The organism is Bifidobacterium sp. wkB344 (assembly GCF_003688305.1).
Taxonomy (GTDB): Bacteria; Actinomycetota; Actinomycetes; order Actinomycetales; family Bifidobacteriaceae; genus Bombiscardovia; species Bombiscardovia mizhiensis.
Map to the genome: position 1 here is coordinate 70,972 of NZ_NPOQ01000024.1, position 18,587 is coordinate 89,558.

Below are 18,587 nucleotides of genomic sequence, written 5' to 3' on the forward strand. Positions count from 1 at the left end.
TGCGGTGTCAGGCCTTGGGAGCCTTGGGCAGGTTCTTCAGGGAGGATGGGTCAGCCAGGCAGCCCTTGATGGCTTTGATGTTACGGCCTACGACAGAGGTGCTGTCCTCGTCGTTCAGATCGGTAAAGGTTGCCCCGATGACCACATCGATCAGATCGGCGCTGCGGTCGTCCATGACCAGAACGGCATCGTTGAATTGGGATCCCACCGTGTAGCCGCGGTCAATGGCCGAGGCACCGAAGCGTATCTGGGTGCGCGCTGTCTCGGTCTTGCCCGGATAGTCTGCCACATCCTGCATGTTGAATCCCCGATTGCGCAGGGCCGACGCCAGAGCAGTGGCCAGACCGGACTTGTTGGTTCCGTTGAGCACCCGCACACGGATGTCGGGGTGGTTGACCAGCTTGGACTTGTCGGGCGGACAGGGCACAGCGACCCCATAGTTGGGCTTGGCGATGGTGGCGTGTTTGGCGGTATGCCCGATGGATCCGAAGATGATCAGACCACAGATGACCAGGATGACCACCAGGGCGCTGACGGCTATAGTGAAGACCATCTTCTGCCGCCGTCGTACGAACTGCCTGCGGGCCTCGCGTTCGTCGAGTGGTTCGGGATTCGTCATGTTGCCTACTCTACTGTCCATGGGTGACTCGCAGGGGGACCATCCTGGGCAGAACTGGCGAGTCAGCCTCAATGATTCTGTCTACGGCATTCTGCTCCCGCCAGAGTCTTATCAGTGTAGCCGCCTGGTCCAAGTGAGGAACCATGGCCACTACCGATGGGCCGGATCCCGAGACGAAAGCTGGCCCTGCCCCTGCCCGCCGGGCCAGATCCAGAGCCAGGAGCGAGCGTGGGTGAAGAGCACAGGCGGTTTTTTGCAGGTCGTTCAGGTCGCCGGGGGCGGGGCCGATCGCGTCGAAGGCCTTGTATACCTGGGCCGTGCTCAGCTGGTCTTCATAGGCGCCGACCAGCAGGCGGCCGGTCAGTCCGGCATTGCGCAAACTTCGAGCCTCCGCACCTGTCGGATCCAAGGGCTCCAGAACCTGGCCGAAACCCGAGCCGTGGCTGAGGCCACCATGCAGGCAGAAGGGCAGGTCTGCGCCCAGCCCGGCGGCGATCCCATCCAGATCAGCTGCGCCCAGCCCGAGCTCCCAGAGCCGGTTCAGGCCCAGCATGGTTCCGGCTGCATCCGTGGATCCCCCGGCCAGCCCGGCGCCCACCGGTATCCGCTTGATGATGCGGATGTCCACATCCGGCTGATGCCCGGTGGCCTGGGCCATGGCTAGGAGGGCCTTGACGGCCAGGTTTGCATGGGGATCAGCGTCATTGTCGGTCAGATCGCCCAGATGCTCGCCCTCCATGTGCAGCCTGAAGCCGCTGCCAGGCTCTCTTGGGCGCAGTTCCACTCTGTCCAGGATGCTTACGGCACTGTAGATGGTGTCCAGGCGGTGACGGCCACCCCAATCCGCCCGGGCGGGTCCGACCCGAAGCAGCAGGTTGATCTTTGCCGGGCAGTCCAGGGCGATCCCCTCCCTGCCGACGGCCGGGCTCACGCGGCCACCTCGCGGCCGGACCGCTCCAGGGCGGCGAATTCCGCAATGGTCATGGTCTCTCCGCGCCGGCTCGGATCGATGCCCGCCGCCTTGAAGGCTTCGGGGGGCACCAGGCCCTTAAGGGCAGCATGCAGGGTCTTGCGGCGCTGGCCGAAGGCTGCGTCGATCAGAGCGAAAACCCGAATCCGCGTGCGCTCGTCCTCGCCGATGTGCCCTTCCTCGTTACGGACAAAGCAGACCAGTGCCGAGTCGACATTGGGAGCAGGCCAGAAGACGTGACGCCCGATCCTTCCCGCTTGGGCGGCACGGCCGTACCAGGCCAGCTTCAGGCTGGGGGCGCCGTAGACCTTGGAACCCGGGCCAGCCGTCAGACGGTCCGCCACCTCCTTCTGGACCATGACCAGGAACCGGTTCAGATTGGCGAACCGGGCCAGGAGGGTCAGGATGATCGGAGTGGCTACGTTGTAGGGCAGGTTGGCTACCAGGGTCAGGTCGGCGCTTCTGCCCGCCTCGCCTGCCAGCTGAGGGGTCAGGGTCAGGGCATCCCGGTTGATCACGGTCAGCCGGTCCAGGGCTTCCGGCATGCGTTCGCTGACGGTCTGAGGCAGACGCCGGGCCAGTCCGGAGTCGATCTCGTCGGCGGTCACCAGGCAGCCCGCCTCCAGCAGCCCCAGGGTCAGGGATCCCAGACCTGGACCCACCTCCAGAACGGACTGACCGGGTTTCACCCCTGCCAGGCGGACGATCCTGCGGACAGTGCCTGGATCGATAACGAAGTTCTGGCCCAGACGCTTGGTGGGATGGATGCCCGCTTGGTCGGCGATGCGTCGGATATCGGCGGCACCCAGAAGGCGGTCGCTCTCGCTTCTAGTGTTCATGTCGGTTCGTTGCTCGTGAATGTAGTAGGAGGTCAGTACCAGTTGTACTGCTCGGAGTGGTGCCAGGCCGTGCTGGGGTTTCCGTATCGTTGGGCGATATACCAGAGGCCCCAGTCGATTTGAATGGCAGCATCGTCACGCCAGTTGGCACCGAATTGACTCATTTTAGAGCCCGGCAGGCTTTGGGGGATGCCGTAGGCACCGGAGAGGTTCTCGGCATCCCATTGCCATCCTGACTCCTTGTTCCAGAGTTTCACCAGGTCATCGAATTGCGAACCTGTCCATCCGCGCTGGGCGGCTGCACCCGAGGCATAGGCTTGGGCTATACCGGGTTCTGCATGCCAAAGGCCGCCTGGAGAGGGGCTTGGCGATGGCGGCGGGGCTGGTGTGTTTTCGGCCTGGCTCGGGGGGGCTGGCTTGGGCGTTGTATTCGAGCCTGATGGCTGCGATGCCTGTGGTGGCGTGGCAGTTGTCTTTCCCGACTGCGCATCCTTGCTCGGCGAGGCGCTTGGGGAGGAAGTGTCCTTGGCATGATCGGACCCCTTGTCCTTGGACTGCTGCCCGCTGCTCTGCCCCTCCTTTGGCTTGTCAGGGCCGACGGCCACCACCTGATCCACTGGCATGGCCACGGTCTCCTCCTTGACGACCTGCTCCGATTCTGCCTGTCCGTCCACATAGGTGACCTGGATGGTCTGCAGACGCTGGCCGGCTACGCCTTCCTGTCGGATCTGGGTCTGGCCTGGCGCCAGGTTCGGGTCGACCACGGTACGTGTAGCAAAGGCCAGGGGGATGGTCTTCTGGGTGTTCCCGTGGGTGACCCGACGGACACGCAGCACGGTGGCGCCCTGGTCGTGCTCCACGCTGACCCGGTCCTCCTTGCCCAGCACGATGCCCTTGGAGTCCAGGATGGAAGCGGCTGGGAGCTTGCCGTCGGGGGCCACCGAGGTCTTCCCGTCAGCTATGACCGTGACCGGCCCCGCCTGGTTGATGACCAGACCGCCGGTCAGCTGGTTGTAGACGTTGCCTATATCCACGGTGACCTTCATGGCCTGCTTGCGGTTCTCCTCGAAGAATCCCAGCAGCTGGTCCATGCTGGTGGCTGTGGTCCAGAAGGGCACCCGCTGGCCCTGGATGACGATGGTGGTCTGATAGGCGGAACGCACAGTGACTGCTGCATGGTTGTTCAGCTGACCTCCGGAGGTGGAATCGACCAGGTCGTGGGTCTTGACCTTGATTCCCTGCTGGTGCAGCAGGCCGTCCACGCTGTAGGCGTAGGTGGTCACCGTTTTGGTCTGCCCGTTGACGCTTAAAGCCACGCTCTTGCGTGCAGTGATGCCGAAGGTCAGGACCATGGCCAGAACGACCAGGAGCGCGCAGGAGGCCACGCGGATCCTTCTGAGCATGACAAAACGCCGCGGCGTCCAGCGTCTGGCCATGTGCTCGCCTCCCCGTTCCTGCCTTGTCTGTACCTGGCAATTCTAGCGGCGCGGGCATGGAGCCAAGCCAGACAATCCGCAAGGTCGGGCAAACATCCACATTTGTTACAGATAGGTGGCAACAAAAAAGCCGACCTGGCCGTCATCGGTCAGTCGGCTTCTCAAGACCCGGGCCCTGGGCCGACGGATCAACGTCAAGAGGACGGGAATGAAGGGGAATGATCCCGTCCTCGAATACGAACGGAGATGGTTGGGGAAAAAGCTCCGTTCGTACTTCGGAGAACGAGCCTCCGAAATGACTTACTCGAGGGAAGTATTTGTAATTATCCAGGTAATGTCCATTATTATAGCCTGTCCCGAGACAAAGCTGAATATGTGGAATAGGGGGGTTCATTCCTGGCGTAGAGCCTCCTGTCAGAGTCGAACTGACGACCTGCCGCTTACAAGGCGGCTGCTCTGGCCAACTGAGCTAAGGAGGCGGTCCCGGTGGTCCATTACAGCTCCGATACAGCTTCGGGCCGCGGTACGGAATGATATCGTACCATCACCATGCCAACAAGGGGACGCTGGACGCGAAATTTCTCTCGCCCTGCCAGGTTCAGTCCAGCGAGCGCGGTTGGCCGGAGGCGCCGATGGCGGGCATGGCGCCCTTGACGCCCACCTTGGACTGGTCCAGGCCCAGAGCCTTGAGCAGGCCCGAGCGGTAGTCCAGACCTGCTTGGGACAGGTTGCCCAGCTCCCAGTAACTGCCGTTGATGCGGACCGTGGGCGTGGTCATCTGCCCCTTGTTGGACCCGGAGGGATTCCAGAGCTCCTTGCGCAGGGGGGTGTAGGTGTCCATGGCCTTGATCCAAGCCCGGTAGTGGCCCTTGACCGCCTGGTCAGCAACCTTGGGATCAACCCCGGCCTTGATGGCCTGTTGGCGGATCTTGTCGTTGCTGATGGGGTGGTAGTCGGACTCGTCCGGCTGGAAGTCCTTGGCGTAGAGATTGGCGATGAAGGGCAGCAGGTGGTCCGGATCGTGCTGGGCCACGTAGATGGTGGCCGTGCCCGTCCTGGTCGAGTAGTTGTCGGTGGAGGGCCTGTCCATGAAGCTCATGGGATAGATGACCAGGTTGATCTGCCCGGCATCCACCAGACCGGTCAGGGTGGAGTCCAGTCCGCGATGCAGGGCGCCGCAGCCCGGGCACATGAAGTCCATGTATATCTCCACGGTCGGAGCCTTGGCCACCGGTTTGCCCAGCCCTTGGGAGCTGATCAGAAAGCCGCCCTGGTCATTGGCGGCCGAGGGCTTTTCCTTGACCTTGGCGACGGCCTGACGAGCCTGCTCCAGGTCCTGGGTCTTGACCGGGCGATGGCTGCGCCAGTACAGGAATCCGCCCAGAGCGATCAGCGCGACGAGCGCCACGGTGACGATGACGCCGATCATGGTCTGCTGGCGGCGTTCCTTGGCCTCCTGGAGCCGACGGGCCTCTTCCTGGGCCTTGAGCGCGGCCTTGCGGTTCTGCTTGCCCTTGGACATGACCTGGATCCTTTCCTTGGCGTACTGAGCATAGTGTAGCCGCCAGGGGTGGAGCGCGGCCTTAGGCGCGCAGGAGGTGGATGGGGGCCCAGTCCATGGAGGGCTGGGCGATCAGCCCGGCCAGGAGGACGGCAATGATCAGCAGCCAGATCAGGAGCAGGATCCACCTGCGGCGGGGGTTGCCTGGCGCCGTGGGATCCTGGCGGCCCATGGGGATGCGACCCGCCGCCAGCCGCAGGACCATGTTGCCGCTGTTGGCTTTGGGGGCTGAGCGGTTCTGCGTCGGCAGGGTCGTCAGCAGCCAGCCTGCCAGCGTCGCCAGGGCCATGGCCAGTCCGCCGGCGGACAGCGGCCTGGCCGCTGGCAGGGGGAGGGCCAGCAGGTGCTCGCCCAAGGTCAGGCCTGCGCGGACGGTGGTGAGGGCGCCCGCCCAGGTCAGCGGCAGAGCGACCAGAACCTGGACAAGGATCATGCCCGGCAGGCGCAGTAGGGCGGCCGCCAGGCCCTTGAGCAGGTGCCAGGGGAGGGCGGCCGCGTTAAGTAGACGGTCGGTGCTCCGCCGAGGGCCGTCGCGGCGCAGCTCGCGTTCGATCTGGGCTTTGATGCTCCATCCGGCAGTGCTCAGGGCCCAGAGAAGGATTCCGGCGGTTGCCAGGGCCGAAACCGGAGCCAGTGCTGTCAGCAGGGCAGGAAGCATTCCCAGCATGACCAGGCAAGGGGTTCCGGCCTTCAGGTAGCGCAGGCGTCGCATCTGGGCAGGGGGCTGGTCTCCCAACCAGTGGGCGTTTGCGTCATTGCCGTATCCGCTGGGCAGGGGCTGTGCCGGCGGTAGGGGATCCTGAACGGTAGTTGTTTGGAGATCTTGACGATCGGCTACAGGCTGGAGATCCTGCCAGGTCTGCGTTTGCTCCTGCTGATCCTGGGCTGCTGGAAGGGGATTCAAAAGGCTGGTGGGCTGTTCCGAGTCGGGCATAAGGGTCGTCTGCTCATCGGTGCCGTTATCTGTCAGAGGTCGTGACCAGGCCGTCCGCGGACTGTCTGGATCAGCCTGGGTGATCGGCGGCATGGGCATGGTGGCCGGCTCAACGACCTTGGTGGGCGCGTCGGCCTGCTCGTCAGCCTCCGAAGAGTCGTCGCCAAAAGGGCGCATCGCCCCCTGACCGCCCTTGTCGGGTTCCTGGTCGTCTTGCTCACCCTGCCAGGCCTGCGGATCCATGGCGTCCTGGCCGATGGCCTCCAGGAGTTCCTCGGGCGTGCAACGCGCCCCCCGGTCGGGGGAGAGCGCCGAGCGCAGGGCTCTCATGGTGCCCACGGGCAGCCCAGACAGGTCAGCGTTGCCCGAGGCTTCACGCTCCAGAACCGCCATCATGGGTTTGTCGCCGAAGACCGCCCGTCCGGTGGCCGCATAGGCCAGGACGGCGGCCGTGCTCCACCAGTCGGTTCCCTGATCGGCCTCGGCTCCGTCGATGATTTCCGGAGCGATGAAGCCGGGGGTTCCCATGACCAGCCCGGTCCGGGTCACATGGCTCTGCCCCTGGCCCATGGCGATGCCGAAGTCCACCAGCACTGGGCCCGAGACCGAAATCATCACATTGGTGGGTTTGATGTCCCGGTGGACGATGCCCGCCTGGTGGACGGCCGCGACGGCATCGGTCAGTTTCCGTGCCAGCCGTTCCAGGTCGTCGCCCCGATAGGGGCCGTTGACGGCCACGTCGTCGCGCAGGTTGCGCCCTTCGATCAGTTCGGTCACGATGAAGGCCAGGGCATCATCAAGTTCCATATCCACGATCCGGCAGACGCCCGGATGACGGATCCGTTGCAGGGCCAGGGCCTCGCGTCGCAGGCGCTCGCGGGCCGAGGCGCGGTCGCGTTCGTCGGAGCTGTCTGGAGATACCTGCTCATCCTCCTCCAGGGATTCCCGCAGGATCTTCATGGCGTAGTCCTGGCCCCCGCCATCCCGTGCGCGCCAGACAGAACCCATGGCGCCGCCGCCCAGGGGCTCAATCAGGGTGTAGCCCCCGACCAGCCTTCCCGGCTTCAGATCCAATCCCTCAAGATCGCTCATATCTCCATTGTGCTCCGACTGCTTGAAAAGGACCTGATTGTTGCCTCCTGCTGTTTCGCGTCCTCGGTCGCTGGGAATCTGGGAGCCTGATCGGAGCCATCGGCATAATGCGTAAACAGGCGTTGATACAATATTATCGGTGGGAAAACATCCAAAACAGCAGAAAGAAGGGGCTTCGTGGAAGCTTCGCGCTTTGAAAAAGGATCTGAGGCCTTGGCCGCTATTGACGGCAAGGGTGGTCAGGCCGTCATTGATTCTCTCCAGGATATAGCGCCGGACCTGGGCCGCTGGATTGTCGAATTCGCCTTTGGCGACATATACACCCGGAAGGGACTCGATCTTCAGCAGCGTGAGCTGGTCACCATAGGCAGCCTGGTGACGCAGGGTGATACGGCTCCGCAGTTGGCCGTTCACATACAGGGAGCCTTGAATGTGGGGCTGAGCAAGGCGGCCGTGGTCGAAGCCATACTCCAATGTGCTCCCTACGTGGGATTCCCGCGGGTCATCAACGCGATCAACGTGGCCAGGACGGTCTTCGAGCGCGATGCCAAAGATTCCGACAAGCCCGAGGATTGAGTCGGCAAGGGTTCACAGGTCGAATTCAGACCCTGGTGTATAGTGGGCATTGGCTCAAGGGAGAGTTTCTCTTAACCACAAAACAGAAAACCGTCGCATGGCCATACCGATGTCGGTGTTGACCCCGGGACGGAAACCACAGTGAACATCAACCCCTTCACTACGGATCGTTCGGCACGTACCTGCCGATGAAAGGATGAATAATGGCAGAAGTGGTATTCGACCACGTCACTCGTATCTACCCGGGCAACGATGAGCCCTCGGTCAGTGACCTCAGTCTGGACATTAAAGACGGTGAATTCCTTGTTCTGGTAGGGCCTTCCGGCTGCGGAAAGTCCACCACCCTGCGCATGCTGGCCGGCCTGGAGGAGGTCAACAAGGGCCGCATCATGATTGGCGACAAGGACGTGACGACCATGCAACCCAAGGATCGCGATATCGCCATGGTCTTCCAGAACTACGCCCTTTACCCCCATATGACCGTGGCCGACAACATGGGCTTCGCTCTGAAGATCGCCGGCACCCCCAAGGATGAGATCCGCCAGCGGGTGGAGAAGGCCGCCGAGGTGCTGGATCTGACCGAGTACTTGGACCGCAAGCCCAAGGCTCTGTCCGGTGGTCAGCGTCAGCGTGTGGCCATGGGGCGCGCCATTGTGCGTCAGCCCAAGGTCTTCCTGATGGATGAGCCTCTGTCCAACCTGGACGCCAAGCTGCGTGTCCAGACCCGTACCCAGATCGCCGCCCTCCAGCGTCAGCTCAACGTCACCACCCTGTATGTGACCCACGATCAGACCGAGGCGCTGACCATGGGCGACAGGATCGCCGTCATCAAGCTGGGCGTCCTGCAGCAGGTGGGTGCGCCTACCGAGCTCTACGATCGGCCCGAGAACGTCTTTGTGGCCGGCTTCATCGGCTCGCCCTCCATGAACATCAACATCCACCCCGTGGTCAACGGGCAGGCCAAGATCGGCGAGGACACCATCAGCCTGCCGCGCGAGGCTGTCGACAAGCTGACCCCCGACGACCAGGGCAAGATCGTCGTAGGTTTCCGTCCCGAGAATGCTGCTCTGGCCGGTGCCGACGAACCGGATGCCTTCTCTCTGAAGGTGGCCAACGTGGAGGATCTGGGCTCCGACGGCTACATCTACGGCAACATTCTGACTGACAACAGCGCGGCTGAGCAGGCCACCGTCATGTCCGATCAGAACAAGCTGACCACCATCCGTGTCAACCCGCGTGACCTGCCCAAGGTGGGCGACGTGGTCAAGATCCACATCGATCCTGAAAAGATGCACCTGTTCTCCCCGGCCAGCGAGCTACGGCTGAACTGAGTATTCCTGTGGCCCTGCGGTTCGGCCACGGTTTCCCGCCGACCCGCAGGGCCCGTATCGATTATTGATCATCTCCTTTCCTTGTTGACCGGGTGACCAGGAGCCCCGCGCGGCGCATCCGTGCGGGGCTCTTCCCGTATAGGATGGGCGGCGATGGGATGGATGAAGCATGACTAGCGTGAACATCAACCGGGCAACGGCCTCCTCTCTGGACCCTCGTGCCCTGAAAGCCACCTCGATAAAGACCACGGCCGATCCCTCCTCCGAGCAGGAGCCGGCCGCCCTGCATATCACGGCCACCAGCTCCAACCCCAGGATGTTCACCCTGCCCTGGGAGCGGCCTCTGGCCACCTGGCCCCGGGATCTGCTGGCCAACCTGCCCCGAGGCATATCACGGCACGTGGTGCGCTTCGTCCACGTGGGCGACGATGTCTACGCCATGAAGGAGATCACCCAGCGGGTGGCCGAGCGTGAGTACGAGCTCCTGCGCAAGCTGCAAAAACTGGAGCTGCCCACGGTCAATCCCATAGCCGTGGTCACCGGTCGGCACACTCGCGAGGGCGAGCCCCTTGAGGCCATGCTGGTCACCCAGCACCTGAAGTTCTCGCTGCCCTACCGTGCCCTCTTTGCCCGCAACCTGCGTCCGGACACGGCCGAGCGGCTGATCGATGCTCTGGCGGTTCTTCTAGTAAGGCTTCATTTGGCCGGCTTCTACTGGGGCGACGTCTCCCTGTCCAACGTGCTCTTCCTGCGCGACGCCGATGCTTTCTCGGCCTTCCTGGTCGATGCCGAGACCGGCGATCTGCACGCCAGCCTGACCGACGGTCAGCGCGAGTACGATATCGACCTGGCCAGAACCAACATCATCGGCGAGCTCATGGATCTGGATTCGGGCAACCTGCTGGCCGGCGAGGTGGACGAGGTCGGCGTGGGCAACCGGCTGGTGGACCGCTACCACTCCCTCTGGAGCGCCCTGACGGACGTGGACAGCTTCGATCCGGACGAGATGTGGAAGATCGAGCGCCGCGTCAACCGGCTCAACGATCTGGGCTTCGACGTGGACGAGCTGGAGATGAAGACCGAGGAGGACGGCAACCGGGTGCTGGTGCGCCCCAGGGTGGTCGATGCCGGCTATGCCTCCCGCAAGCTGCTGCGGCTGACCGGTCTGGATGTGCAGGAGAACCAGGCCCGGCGGTTGCTCAACGATCTGGATGCCTACCGGGCATCCACCTGGCGGCAGGGCGAGGACCTGGAGATTGTGGCCACCGACTGGATGCGCGAGGTCTTCGAGCCCACCGTGCGCATGATCCCGCCGGAATACCGCTCGCAGATCGAACCGGCCCAGTTCTTCCATGAGGTGCTGACCCACCGCTGGCTGATGGCCGAGAAGGCCGGCCACGACGTGCCCATGGCCGAGGCCGTGCAGAGCTACATCAGCGAGTCCCTGCCCGAGTACCGGCTGGACTCCGAGGACATGAAGACCATCAACGAAGAGGCCGATGCCGGGGTGGTCGATGACGAGATGAGTTGGCAGGACGCCCATGCCCAGGCTGGTCAGAGTAAGCAAACTGCCCGTGATCAGACTGACAAGGATGCAAGTGGCCATGAGGAGGGGGGCCATGACGCAGCCAACAGTGGGATGACTGGCCAAACCAGTGTTGGAGGCCAGACCGGAGCGGGCGCCCAGAAGGATCGTGACCGGGCAGGCGGGGAGGTGCCGTCGCAGCCGGCCTTTGAAGACGCCAATGGCGGCCGAAGCTCGCTGAGATCGGTCTACGCCCCTGGCAGCCTGGATGCGGCTGCCGACGAGGACGATCAGGATGATGCGGTCTGGGCCTCCAGTTGACTCTTGGGTTTGTGCGGCACCGGTCTGATGCATGCTGGCTGAGGCGCGCAGGCTGTTGCCGCTTGGGTCTGCCCGTCTTCAGATTGCCGGTGCCTGTCTGGGGCTATTTGGCTTGGCTGGCGGACCGTCGGCGTGCCATGGCTACGGCGTACAGGCTGATGCCGGCCGCCACCGAAGCGTTCAGGGATTCCACCGAGCTGGAGATGGGGATGGAGGCCAGGGCATCGCAGTTCTCTCGGACCAGGCGGCTCAGTCCCTTGCCCTCGGAGCCCAGGACCACCACCAGCGGATCGGTTTCGAAGCCTGTCTCGCCCACTGTGGTGGTGCCCGCGCCGTCCAGGCCGACCGCATAGTAGCCGCGCTCCTTGAGTCCTTGAATGGCCTTGGTCAGATTGACCACACGGGCCACGGGCAGATGGGCGGCGGCCCCGGCAGACACCTTCCAGGCTGCGGCTGTGACCGAGGCGCTGCGACGCTCGGGCAGAACCACCCCCGAGGCTCCGAAGGCCGCGGCTGAACGGATCACTGCCCCCAGATTCTGTGGGTCGGTGACCCCGTCCAGGGCGATGAACAGCGGGCGGGCGGCAACCCTGGTCGCTTGGTCGGCCCCTTCCAGGGCGGCCGCGTGTTTTTCGGCCCTGTCGACCAGGCTCTGCAGGGAGGCGTACTGGTAGGGCTGCACCTTGAGGACCACGCCCTGGTGGTTGCCGGACCGGGCGATGCGGTTCATCTCCAGACGGTCGGCTTCCAGCAGGTTGAGTCCCTCCTGTCCTGCCAGCCGCACGATCTCCCTGGTCCTGTCGTCGTGTTCCATCCGGGCGGCCAGATAGAGCTGGCTGGCCGGGACTCCTACGCGCAGGGCTTCCAGGACGGCGTTGCGGCCGATGACCAGGTCGTCGGAATCGGAGGTGAACCGGTCGGCCCGGCGGCGGGCCGCCAGGCGTGGGTCGGCCGCCTGTCTGCGCTGGGCCGCCTGCCGGGCCTTGTAGGCCTTGTGGTAGACGCGATCCTCGGCCTTGGGGGTAGGCCCCCGGCCGCGCAGTTTGTTGCGGTGCTTGCCGCCCGAACCCTTGGTCGGGCCTTTCTTGTTAGCCATGTCTTCAGTGTAAAGGCAGGCGGGAACCGGTTGGCTGTCTGTCAGTCTCAACATCTGCAGGGTGAAGACACGCTGTACCTTTATCGTTCAGGCCGCGCAGACCGGCCGTGCGGGTCATCCCAGAGCGGCTACCTGATCAGGATCTGGGAACTCCATCCACTCGACCGGGGACTGTCCCTTCGATGCCGGGGTGACGGCGATGTGGGCCATGGATGACCGGCCTGAAGCCCCATGCCAGTGTCTGACGCCAGCCGGGCAGAAGACCACATCGCCTGGTTCCAGTCTGCGCGGCTGATGGCCTTCCTCCTGCTCCCACCCTTGCCCGGCGGTGACGATCAGGAGCTGGCCATGCGGGTGGGTGTGCCAACGGTTGACGCATCCGGGTGCGAAGGTCACATTGCTGGCTGAGCATTCCGCGTCCGGATCGGTCAGGGAGCGCAGCCAGACATGGCCGGTGAAGTTGGGTCCGTCTGCCGAATCTCCCAATGGATAGGGCCCTGAATCCGGCTCAGTCCCGGCTTTAGATGGGGTTGCAGCGGTATCCTGGCTCTCGTCGTCGCTGTCGCCCTCACCATAGACCTCCTTGGCCAGGTCGAAAGCCGACCATGCCTTGGGCCATCCCGCATAGAAGGCCAGGTGGGTGATCAGCGCCACCATTTCAGTGCGGGTGACGCCATTGCCCTTGGCCATGGCCATATGGCTCTTCAACTGGGGGAAGAGCCCCATGCTCATCAGGCCTGCGCAGGTGATCATGCTGCGGTCCCGAGCCGAAAGTTCGTCCTCGCGGGACCAGACCTGGCCGAAGAGCACATCGTCGTTGAGGTGGGCGAATTGTGGTGCGAGCCGACCGAGTTGGTCGTGGCCCGCCGTTTGTTTGATTGCCATGGGTTGATCTCCTTGCCGTCATCTTGGCCGGGTCATTCCGGCAGGTTCAGCTATACCCCTTCGAGTGCGCTCGAAGTCAAGGTGATGGCGGAAGCGGCTGCTGGCAGTCAGCCCGAGACGTCGGCCTTGTAGAAGTTGACGTAGGAGCGGGAAGGGGTCGGACCGCGCTGGCCCTGGTAGTGGGAGCCGTTGTGCTTGGATCCATAGGGGTACTGTGCGGGCGAGGAGAGCTGGAAGAAGCACATCTGGCCGATCTTCATGCCAGGCCAGAGCTTGACAGGCAGGGTGCTCACGTTGGACAGCTCCAGGGTGATGTGCCCTTCGAAGCCCGGATCGACGAACCCGGCGGTGGAGTGGGTCAGAATGCCCAGACGGCCCAGGGAGCTCTTGCCCTCCAGCCGTGCGGCCAGCGTCGAGTCCAGCTTGACGTACTCCCAGGTGGATCCCAGAACGAACTCGCCTGGATGCAGGATCCAGGGTTCGTCCTTGGGCACCTCGAACTGCTCGGTCAGTGCGCCCTGGTCCTCTGCCGGATCCACGTAGGTGTACTGATGGTTGTTGAAGACCCGGAAGTAGCGGTCCAGGCGCACGTCCACGCTGGAGGGCTGGACCATGGCAGGCGTCCACGGGTCCAGATTCAGGTGTCCTGCCTGGTGGGCATCCAGGATGTCATGGTCGCTGAGCAACATGCCTAGGTATCTCCTTCAGGTTCGTTGATCGAGGGTCTCTCCTCTGACGGGAAACTATCCGGAATCCAGTCTAACCGGCCCTATGCCCGCTTTCTGACCTGGCCGGATTCACAGAGAATTTTCAGATAACACTATCGTCACTACAAGGTAGTTGTTCTTTACTATAGATATCGGCTCAAAAACCGAACGGGCGGTTGACCTCCGTCCGACAACTGATTTCCCTTTCTTCTCTCTCGCCCGGCGGTGTTCAAGCACCGCCGGGTTCTCTTCATTTTGGGGGAAGGATCAGTGCGCCGACGTTTCACGTGAAACCACCTGGCCAATGGCTCGATTGAGTTCGATGAGGCTTATTGCAGGACAGCAGGGCATTCGCAAAACCATGAGACGTCTAGTGTTTGATCGGGCCGGGCTTCTGTTCCTTGAGCTTCCATCTCCTTTGGATTTGAGACTCAAGGTCGGCTAATCTCCAAGATGGGCTCGAAAGTTCCGGGCACTCGCATTCTCTGGTTCAGATTCCTCTTCTCTGATGTCTGTATAAATTGTGTTTCGGTGTACGGCCCGAGTCGTAGGCACAGAATTGAAGACAGGAGCTGAAGATATGAAGATATGGAAGAACCCCCGTCAGTTATGGCTATGACGGGGGTCCTCCACCGGGGGGAGGGGCGGCGATCTTCTTGCCTTCGGCGGCTGAGGGAAGAGGGGGACTATCACAATGCCGAAAGCAGTCCGAACTCCGCTTCCTCCCCGGTTCGCGCGGCCGGGTGCCGGGCCTGGACCTGACCCATTCCCAAGGCTGGGAAGAGCGGACCGGGCCGTGCGGCTATCCGACCAAGTATGTGTGGGTCACACCAGCCTTACTCCTGGGGAGCCTTGGCTGACATGGCCTTGTGGAAGACGGCCACGATGATCAGGGCCAGCAGGGCGGCCAGCGCCATGACCCAGAACATGTTGGCCACCTGGGCCTGGATGCCGGTCTTGACGCCCGCCAGTGCATGCGACCCGAATTGGGGATTGGCCATGAGTCCGCTGTAGACGGCCATGCCGATGGAGGCCGAGGTGTTCATCATCAGATCTCCGATGCCGATGCCGCGTCCGTTCTGATCCACGGGCAGGGTGGCCGAGAAGGAGTCGTAGAGGGGCGTGTAGGACATGGTGATGCCGGCGATGAAGACCGAGGCCAGCGCGGTCAGGACCCAGAAGCCCGAGGTGAGCATCAGGGCCGAACCTGCAGCTCCGGCGATCATGAGCAGGGCAGACAGGATCAGCATGGGCAGGCGTCCCATGGCGTTCATGATGACTCCGGACAGGCAGCCCACCAGGGTGGCCACGATGTAGACGATGGTCAGGCAGAGGGAGACCTGGCTCAGGGAGATTCCGTAGATGCGGTCGCCGATCACGTTGTAGATGGGCACGCAGGCGAAGTTGAAGAAGTAGAAGACGAAGAGGGCCAGCAGGACAGCCATGTAGGCGCCGTTGGTCACGAACCCGCGGCTCAGGAAGGGGTTGGCGCCCTTCCAGACATAGCCGGCGAAAATCAGGATCAGGATGGCCAGCACTCCCAGCATCCAAGTGGCCGGGAAGGAGAAGTAGACGGCCACGAACCCGGCGATCAGCGCGAACAGGGCGATGCCGAAGACATCGATGCGCTCGCCCTTAATGCCGGTGTCAGGCGTGTATTTGAGCACCGGAGGGATCAAAAGAACGGAGACCAGCGGCACCAGGAAGAGGTAGCGCCAATCGATGGAGGTGATCAGTCCGCCAGCGAAGATGCCCACGGCAGAGGATGCGTAGTAGACAGCGTTGAAGATGCCCAGATAGAAGGCGCGCTCCTTGTCGCTCAGGTATTTCATGGCCATGACCAGGAAGACCGAGCCGGCCACCTGGCCACCCGCGGTCTGGATCATGCGGGCCAGGACCACGGCCCAGAAGTTCGATGCGCCGAAGAAGCCCAGGAGGCTGCCGATGATCAGGGCGCCCACGCCGAACAGGGTCATCTTCCGGGGGGAGATGTAGTCGCAGAGGGTTCCGTAGAGCATGCAGACCACGCCCAGGACGATGCCGGGCAGGGTGCTGATCAGCGAGGCGTTGGCGGACATCCCCAGGGAGTCGCCCACGTTCTGGAAGACCAGGTTGAAGGCCTGGATCATCAGGGTGCCCAGCAGGAAGATGGTCAGCATGCCCGGCAGGGCCCGCTTGGTGCTGCGGCGGTTTTCGTCCACGGTCGCTTCGGTAGCCTCGGTGGTGATGGATTCGCTCATGACTGCCGTCCTTCTATCGTTCGCTCTCGGTCTTGCGCACCAGGGTCAGAAGCCTGTCCATGAAGCGCCGGGTGAACCGCTCGGCGTCGACTGACAGGGCCACCTTGGTGTTCTTGACCGTGTCCAGAAGCCTGCTGGGGTCGCCGATGGTGCGGGCCCGCTGTGGCCCCTCGGTCTCGACCATCAGGTTGGTGGCGAAGGTGGTGACCAGGCTGGGGTCGATGGCCACGGCGGCGGCCAGGGGGTCGTGCAGGTTGCATCCGCCCAGGTAGACCCCGCTCTCCTTTTCGCTGATGTCGATGTAGTAGTCGGTCATGTCTGCCAGGAAGCGGCCGGCGCTGGTGCCTGTGGCGCGCAGGGCCTCGGTGTCCTCGCGGCTCATCAGCGCCTGGGTGGTCACGTCCAGGCCGACCATGGTGATGTCTGCGGTGGTGGCGAAGACCCGGTTGGCGGCCTCGGGATCCTGGTTGATGTTGGCTTCCGCGAAGGGTCCTACGTTGCCCGGCTGGGTCAGCGTGCCGCCCATCATGACAATGCTGATGCGGTCGACGATGTCGGGGGCCTTTTCCAGGGCGGCGGCGATGGTGGTCAGGGCGCCGGTGGGCACCACGACCAGCTCGCCCTTGGGGTAGCGGCGGACCGCGTCGATGATGAAGTCCACTGAGCTCTGCTGGCTGGCCTGCCGGTCGGTGCGTGCGGGGATTTCAATGTTGCCGGTGCCGTTGGCCCCGTGGAAGATTTCGGAGTCCGGCGGAACGCTGAAGGATTCGGCCGTGCTGGGGTGATCGATTCCCTTGAAGACCGGGATGTCCTCCCTGCCATACATGGCCAGCAGCCGCAGATCGTTGTCGACGCCTTGGTCGAGCACTACGTTGCCGTAGGTGCCGGTGATCCCGATCAGTTCGGCGTCTGGGGAACCCAGGACGTAGGACAGGGCCAGCGTGTCATCGATGCCAGTGTCCAGATCCAGGATGATCTTGCGGACGGTTTCCTTGCTTGCTGACACGTTGGTCTCCTTCCCAGAAGGATGGGCAGCCCCAACCCTCTGCTTACCTATGTCGTGCCTTCCCTAGGCTGATTCGTTACTGCCGTGAAACAAACAACCTGTTTGATGTAACGTTTCATCAAACTGTACGGAGCTAAACTACCTGCGGCTCGGAGGCTTGTCAAAGTGCGTCGCGGGGTGTTCGCCATCAGGGCAGAGACCTGCAAATCCATCGGTGATGTCTGCAGCTGCGAGTGGCCGGCCGCTTTTCCGCGCAACCGACGATAATGAGGGTATGACTTTAGCGACTCCTGAACGGTATGCGGCAATGCTCGATGCGGCCAGACGGGGGTCCTACGCCTATCCCGCCATCAATGTGACCAGCACGCAGACTCTGAACGCGGCCCTGCAGGGGCTGGACGAAGCACAGTCTGACGGGATCATCCAGGTCTCCGTCGGAGGTGCCGCCTACCTGTCCGGACAGCGCCTGGCCGACCGGGTGGCTGGCTCCATCGCCTTTGCCAAGTTCGCCCACGAAGTGATCGCCCGCTATCCAAGCATCACCGTGGCCCTGCATACGGACCACTGCGCCCCGCAATACCTGGACGAGTGGGTGCGTCCCCTGCTGGCCTACGAGAAGGACCAGGTGGCTCACGGTCAGGATCCGCTCTTCCAGTCGCACATGTGGGACGGTTCCGGCTTGCCCTTGCGGGAGAATTTGGCCACGGCGGCAGAGCTGCTGGAGCAGTCCCGCGCCGCCCACACCGTTTTGGAGATCGAAGTGGGAACAGTCGGCGGCGAGGAGGACGGTCACTCGGCGGCTATCGACCAACGGCTCTATTCCTCGCCCGAGGATGGCCCCAAGGTGGTCGATGCCCTGGGTCTGGGTGAGCGCGGCCGCTACATGGTGGCCTTTACCTTCGGCAACGTGCATGGGTCTTACAAGCCCGGTGTGGTCAAGCTAAGGCCCGATCTGCTGGGGCAGATCCAGGCCAGGACGGCCAGAGCCATATCCGATGGGGAAGTTGGCGGTATCCCCGCCCCGGACGCCCCTGCCGACAAGCCCTTCCTTTTGGTCTTCCATGGGGGCTCTGGCTCGCAGCCGGAGGAGATCGCCTCGGCTGTCGCTCACGGAGTGGTCAAGATGAATATGGACACCGACACCCAGTACGCCTTCACCAGGGCTGTGGCCGGGCACATGTTCGCCAACTATGACAAGGTCCTCAAGGTGGATGGGGAGGTCGGCGAAAAGAGCGAGTACGACCCTCGTTCCTGGGGGCGCCAGGCCGAGGACGGGATGGCGGCTCGTGTAGTCGAAGCCTGTCAGCAGCTGGGCAGTGCAGGACGGGCCATGAGATGATTGGTGATTTCCTATCCGAGGAGGGCCCTGCGAGCGGGGAACTTACGATCGGCTGCTGAGCCGTCGGGCCTTCTGATGCCAGGGTTGGTGCCTGGGTCGGTCTGTCTTCC

Annotated in this window: 15 protein-coding genes and 1 tRNA gene; 4 read left to right on the plus strand and 12 right to left on the minus strand. The window is 63.3% G+C overall.

Features of this window, described 5'->3' with window-relative positions; all coding sequences use genetic code 11:
- Positions 1-7: 7 nt before the first annotated feature.
- The 7 genes from CI601_RS07095 to CI601_RS07125 all read right to left on the minus strand — a co-directional run bounded on the left by CI601_RS07095 (position 8) and on the right by CI601_RS07125 (position 7,451).
- Positions 8-619 carry a LytR C-terminal domain-containing protein gene (locus CI601_RS07095; protein ID WP_183129800.1) on the minus strand — a complete coding sequence of 204 codons (612 nt, stop codon included), beginning with the start codon at positions 617-619 and terminating at the stop codon, positions 8-10.
- 10 nt (positions 620-629) lie between these two features.
- On the minus strand, positions 630-1,550 hold the full coding sequence (locus CI601_RS07100; protein WP_121914873.1) for a 4-(cytidine 5'-diphospho)-2-C-methyl-D-erythritol kinase: 921 nt from the start codon (positions 1,548-1,550) through the stop codon (positions 630-632).
- Complete coding sequence (rsmA, locus tag CI601_RS07105; protein ID WP_121914874.1) at positions 1,547-2,428, minus strand: 16S rRNA (adenine(1518)-N(6)/adenine(1519)-N(6))-dimethyltransferase RsmA; 882 nt, start codon at positions 2,426-2,428, stop codon at positions 1,547-1,549. The genes CI601_RS07100 and rsmA overlap by 4 nt, the downstream gene beginning before the upstream one ends.
- 32 nt (positions 2,429-2,460) lie before the next feature.
- The gene (locus CI601_RS07110; protein WP_121914875.1) at positions 2,461-3,864 is read right to left on the minus strand and encodes a G5 domain-containing protein; all 1,404 of its coding nucleotides are present in this window, start codon (positions 3,862-3,864) and stop codon (positions 2,461-2,463) included.
- A gap of 405 nt (positions 3,865-4,269) precedes the next feature.
- Positions 4,270-4,343: transfer RNA gene (locus CI601_RS07115), tRNA-Thr, on the minus strand.
- A gap of 119 nt (positions 4,344-4,462) precedes the next feature.
- On the minus strand, positions 4,463-5,386 hold the full coding sequence (locus CI601_RS07120; protein WP_121914876.1) for a thioredoxin domain-containing protein: 924 nt from the start codon (positions 5,384-5,386) through the stop codon (positions 4,463-4,465).
- Positions 5,387-5,447: 61 nt separating this feature from the next.
- On the minus strand, positions 5,448-7,451 hold the full coding sequence (locus CI601_RS07125) for a serine/threonine-protein kinase (protein ID WP_121914877.1): 2,004 nt from the start codon (positions 7,449-7,451) through the stop codon (positions 5,448-5,450).
- A 177-nt stretch (positions 7,452-7,628) separates the two neighbouring features.
- On the opposite strand from CI601_RS07125, the gene CI601_RS07130 reads away from it, so the two are divergent.
- The 3 genes from CI601_RS07130 (at position 7,629) to CI601_RS07140 (ending at position 11,204) form a co-directional block, all read left to right on the plus strand.
- Positions 7,629-8,027, plus strand: coding sequence for a carboxymuconolactone decarboxylase family protein (locus CI601_RS07130; protein ID WP_121914878.1), 399 nt, complete (start codon positions 7,629-7,631; stop codon positions 8,025-8,027).
- Between the two features lie 203 nt (positions 8,028-8,230).
- Positions 8,231-9,358: an ABC transporter ATP-binding protein gene (locus CI601_RS07135; protein WP_121914879.1), complete on the plus strand. Its 1,128-nt coding sequence runs from the start codon at positions 8,231-8,233 to the stop codon at positions 9,356-9,358.
- A 169-nt stretch (positions 9,359-9,527) separates the two neighbouring features.
- Entirely contained in the window at positions 9,528-11,204 is a 1,677-nt protein-coding gene (locus CI601_RS07140; protein ID WP_121914880.1) for a DUF4032 domain-containing protein, read from the plus strand.
- 103 nt (positions 11,205-11,307) lie between these two features.
- Here the strand turns inward: CI601_RS07140 and rlmB are convergent, their stop codons facing one another.
- From rlmB to CI601_RS07165, 5 genes are all read right to left on the minus strand, one after another.
- Positions 11,308-12,300 (minus strand): 23S rRNA (guanosine(2251)-2'-O)-methyltransferase RlmB, encoded by a 993-nt coding sequence (gene rlmB, locus CI601_RS07145; protein ID WP_121914881.1) that lies wholly within the window; start codon positions 12,298-12,300, stop codon positions 11,308-11,310.
- Between the two features lie 114 nt (positions 12,301-12,414).
- On the minus strand, positions 12,415-13,185 hold the full coding sequence (locus CI601_RS07150; protein ID WP_121914882.1) for a carboxymuconolactone decarboxylase family protein: 771 nt from the start codon (positions 13,183-13,185) through the stop codon (positions 12,415-12,417).
- Positions 13,186-13,292: 107 nt separating this feature from the next.
- On the minus strand, positions 13,293-13,874 hold the full coding sequence (gene dcd, locus CI601_RS07155) for a dCTP deaminase (protein ID WP_045925038.1): 582 nt from the start codon (positions 13,872-13,874) through the stop codon (positions 13,293-13,295).
- Positions 13,875-14,728: 854 nt separating this feature from the next.
- Entirely contained in the window at positions 14,729-16,132 is a 1,404-nt protein-coding gene (locus CI601_RS07160) for an MFS transporter (protein WP_121914883.1), read from the minus strand.
- 13 nt (positions 16,133-16,145) lie between these two features.
- A complete protein-coding gene (locus CI601_RS07165) occupies positions 16,146-17,138 on the minus strand; it encodes a nucleoside hydrolase (RefSeq protein WP_121914884.1) in 993 nt (330 codons plus the stop codon).
- Between the two features lie 274 nt (positions 17,139-17,412).
- Between CI601_RS07165 and fbaA the strand changes: the two genes are divergently transcribed.
- Entirely contained in the window at positions 17,413-18,477 is a 1,065-nt protein-coding gene (fbaA, locus tag CI601_RS07170) for a class II fructose-bisphosphate aldolase (protein WP_121914885.1), read from the plus strand.
- Positions 18,478-18,587: the final 110 nt, after the last annotated feature.

What these genes read in the sequence shown, in the direction of transcription:
- CI601_RS07095 (WP_183129800.1), bottom strand. Translation starts at nt 619, where the DNA reads ATGACGAATCCCGAACCACTCGACGAACGCGAGGCCCGCAGGCAGTTC.
- rsmA (WP_121914874.1), bottom strand. Translation starts at nt 2,428, where the DNA reads ATGAACACTAGAAGCGAGAGCGACCGCCTTCTGGGTGCCGCCGATATC.
- CI601_RS07110 (WP_121914875.1), bottom strand. Translation starts at nt 3,864, where the DNA reads ATGGCCAGACGCTGGACGCCGCGGCGTTTTGTCATGCTCAGAAGGATC.
- CI601_RS07120 (WP_121914876.1), bottom strand. Translation starts at nt 5,386, where the DNA reads ATGTCCAAGGGCAAGCAGAACCGCAAGGCCGCGCTCAAGGCCCAGGAA.
- CI601_RS07125 (WP_121914877.1), bottom strand. Translation starts at nt 7,451, where the DNA reads ATGAGCGATCTTGAGGGATTGGATCTGAAGCCGGGAAGGCTGGTCGGG.
- CI601_RS07135 (WP_121914879.1), top strand. Translation starts at nt 8,231, where the DNA reads ATGGCAGAAGTGGTATTCGACCACGTCACTCGTATCTACCCGGGCAAC.
- CI601_RS07140 (WP_121914880.1), top strand. Translation starts at nt 9,528, where the DNA reads ATGACTAGCGTGAACATCAACCGGGCAACGGCCTCCTCTCTGGACCCT.
- rlmB (WP_121914881.1), bottom strand. Translation starts at nt 12,300, where the DNA reads ATGGCTAACAAGAAAGGCCCGACCAAGGGTTCGGGCGGCAAGCACCGC.
- CI601_RS07150 (WP_121914882.1), bottom strand. Translation starts at nt 13,185, where the DNA reads ATGGCAATCAAACAAACGGCGGGCCACGACCAACTCGGTCGGCTCGCA.
- dcd (WP_045925038.1), bottom strand. Translation starts at nt 13,874, where the DNA reads ATGTTGCTCAGCGACCATGACATCCTGGATGCCCACCAGGCAGGACAC.
- CI601_RS07160 (WP_121914883.1), bottom strand. Translation starts at nt 16,132, where the DNA reads ATGAGCGAATCCATCACCACCGAGGCTACCGAAGCGACCGTGGACGAA.
- fbaA (WP_121914885.1), top strand. Translation starts at nt 17,413, where the DNA reads ATGACTTTAGCGACTCCTGAACGGTATGCGGCAATGCTCGATGCGGCC.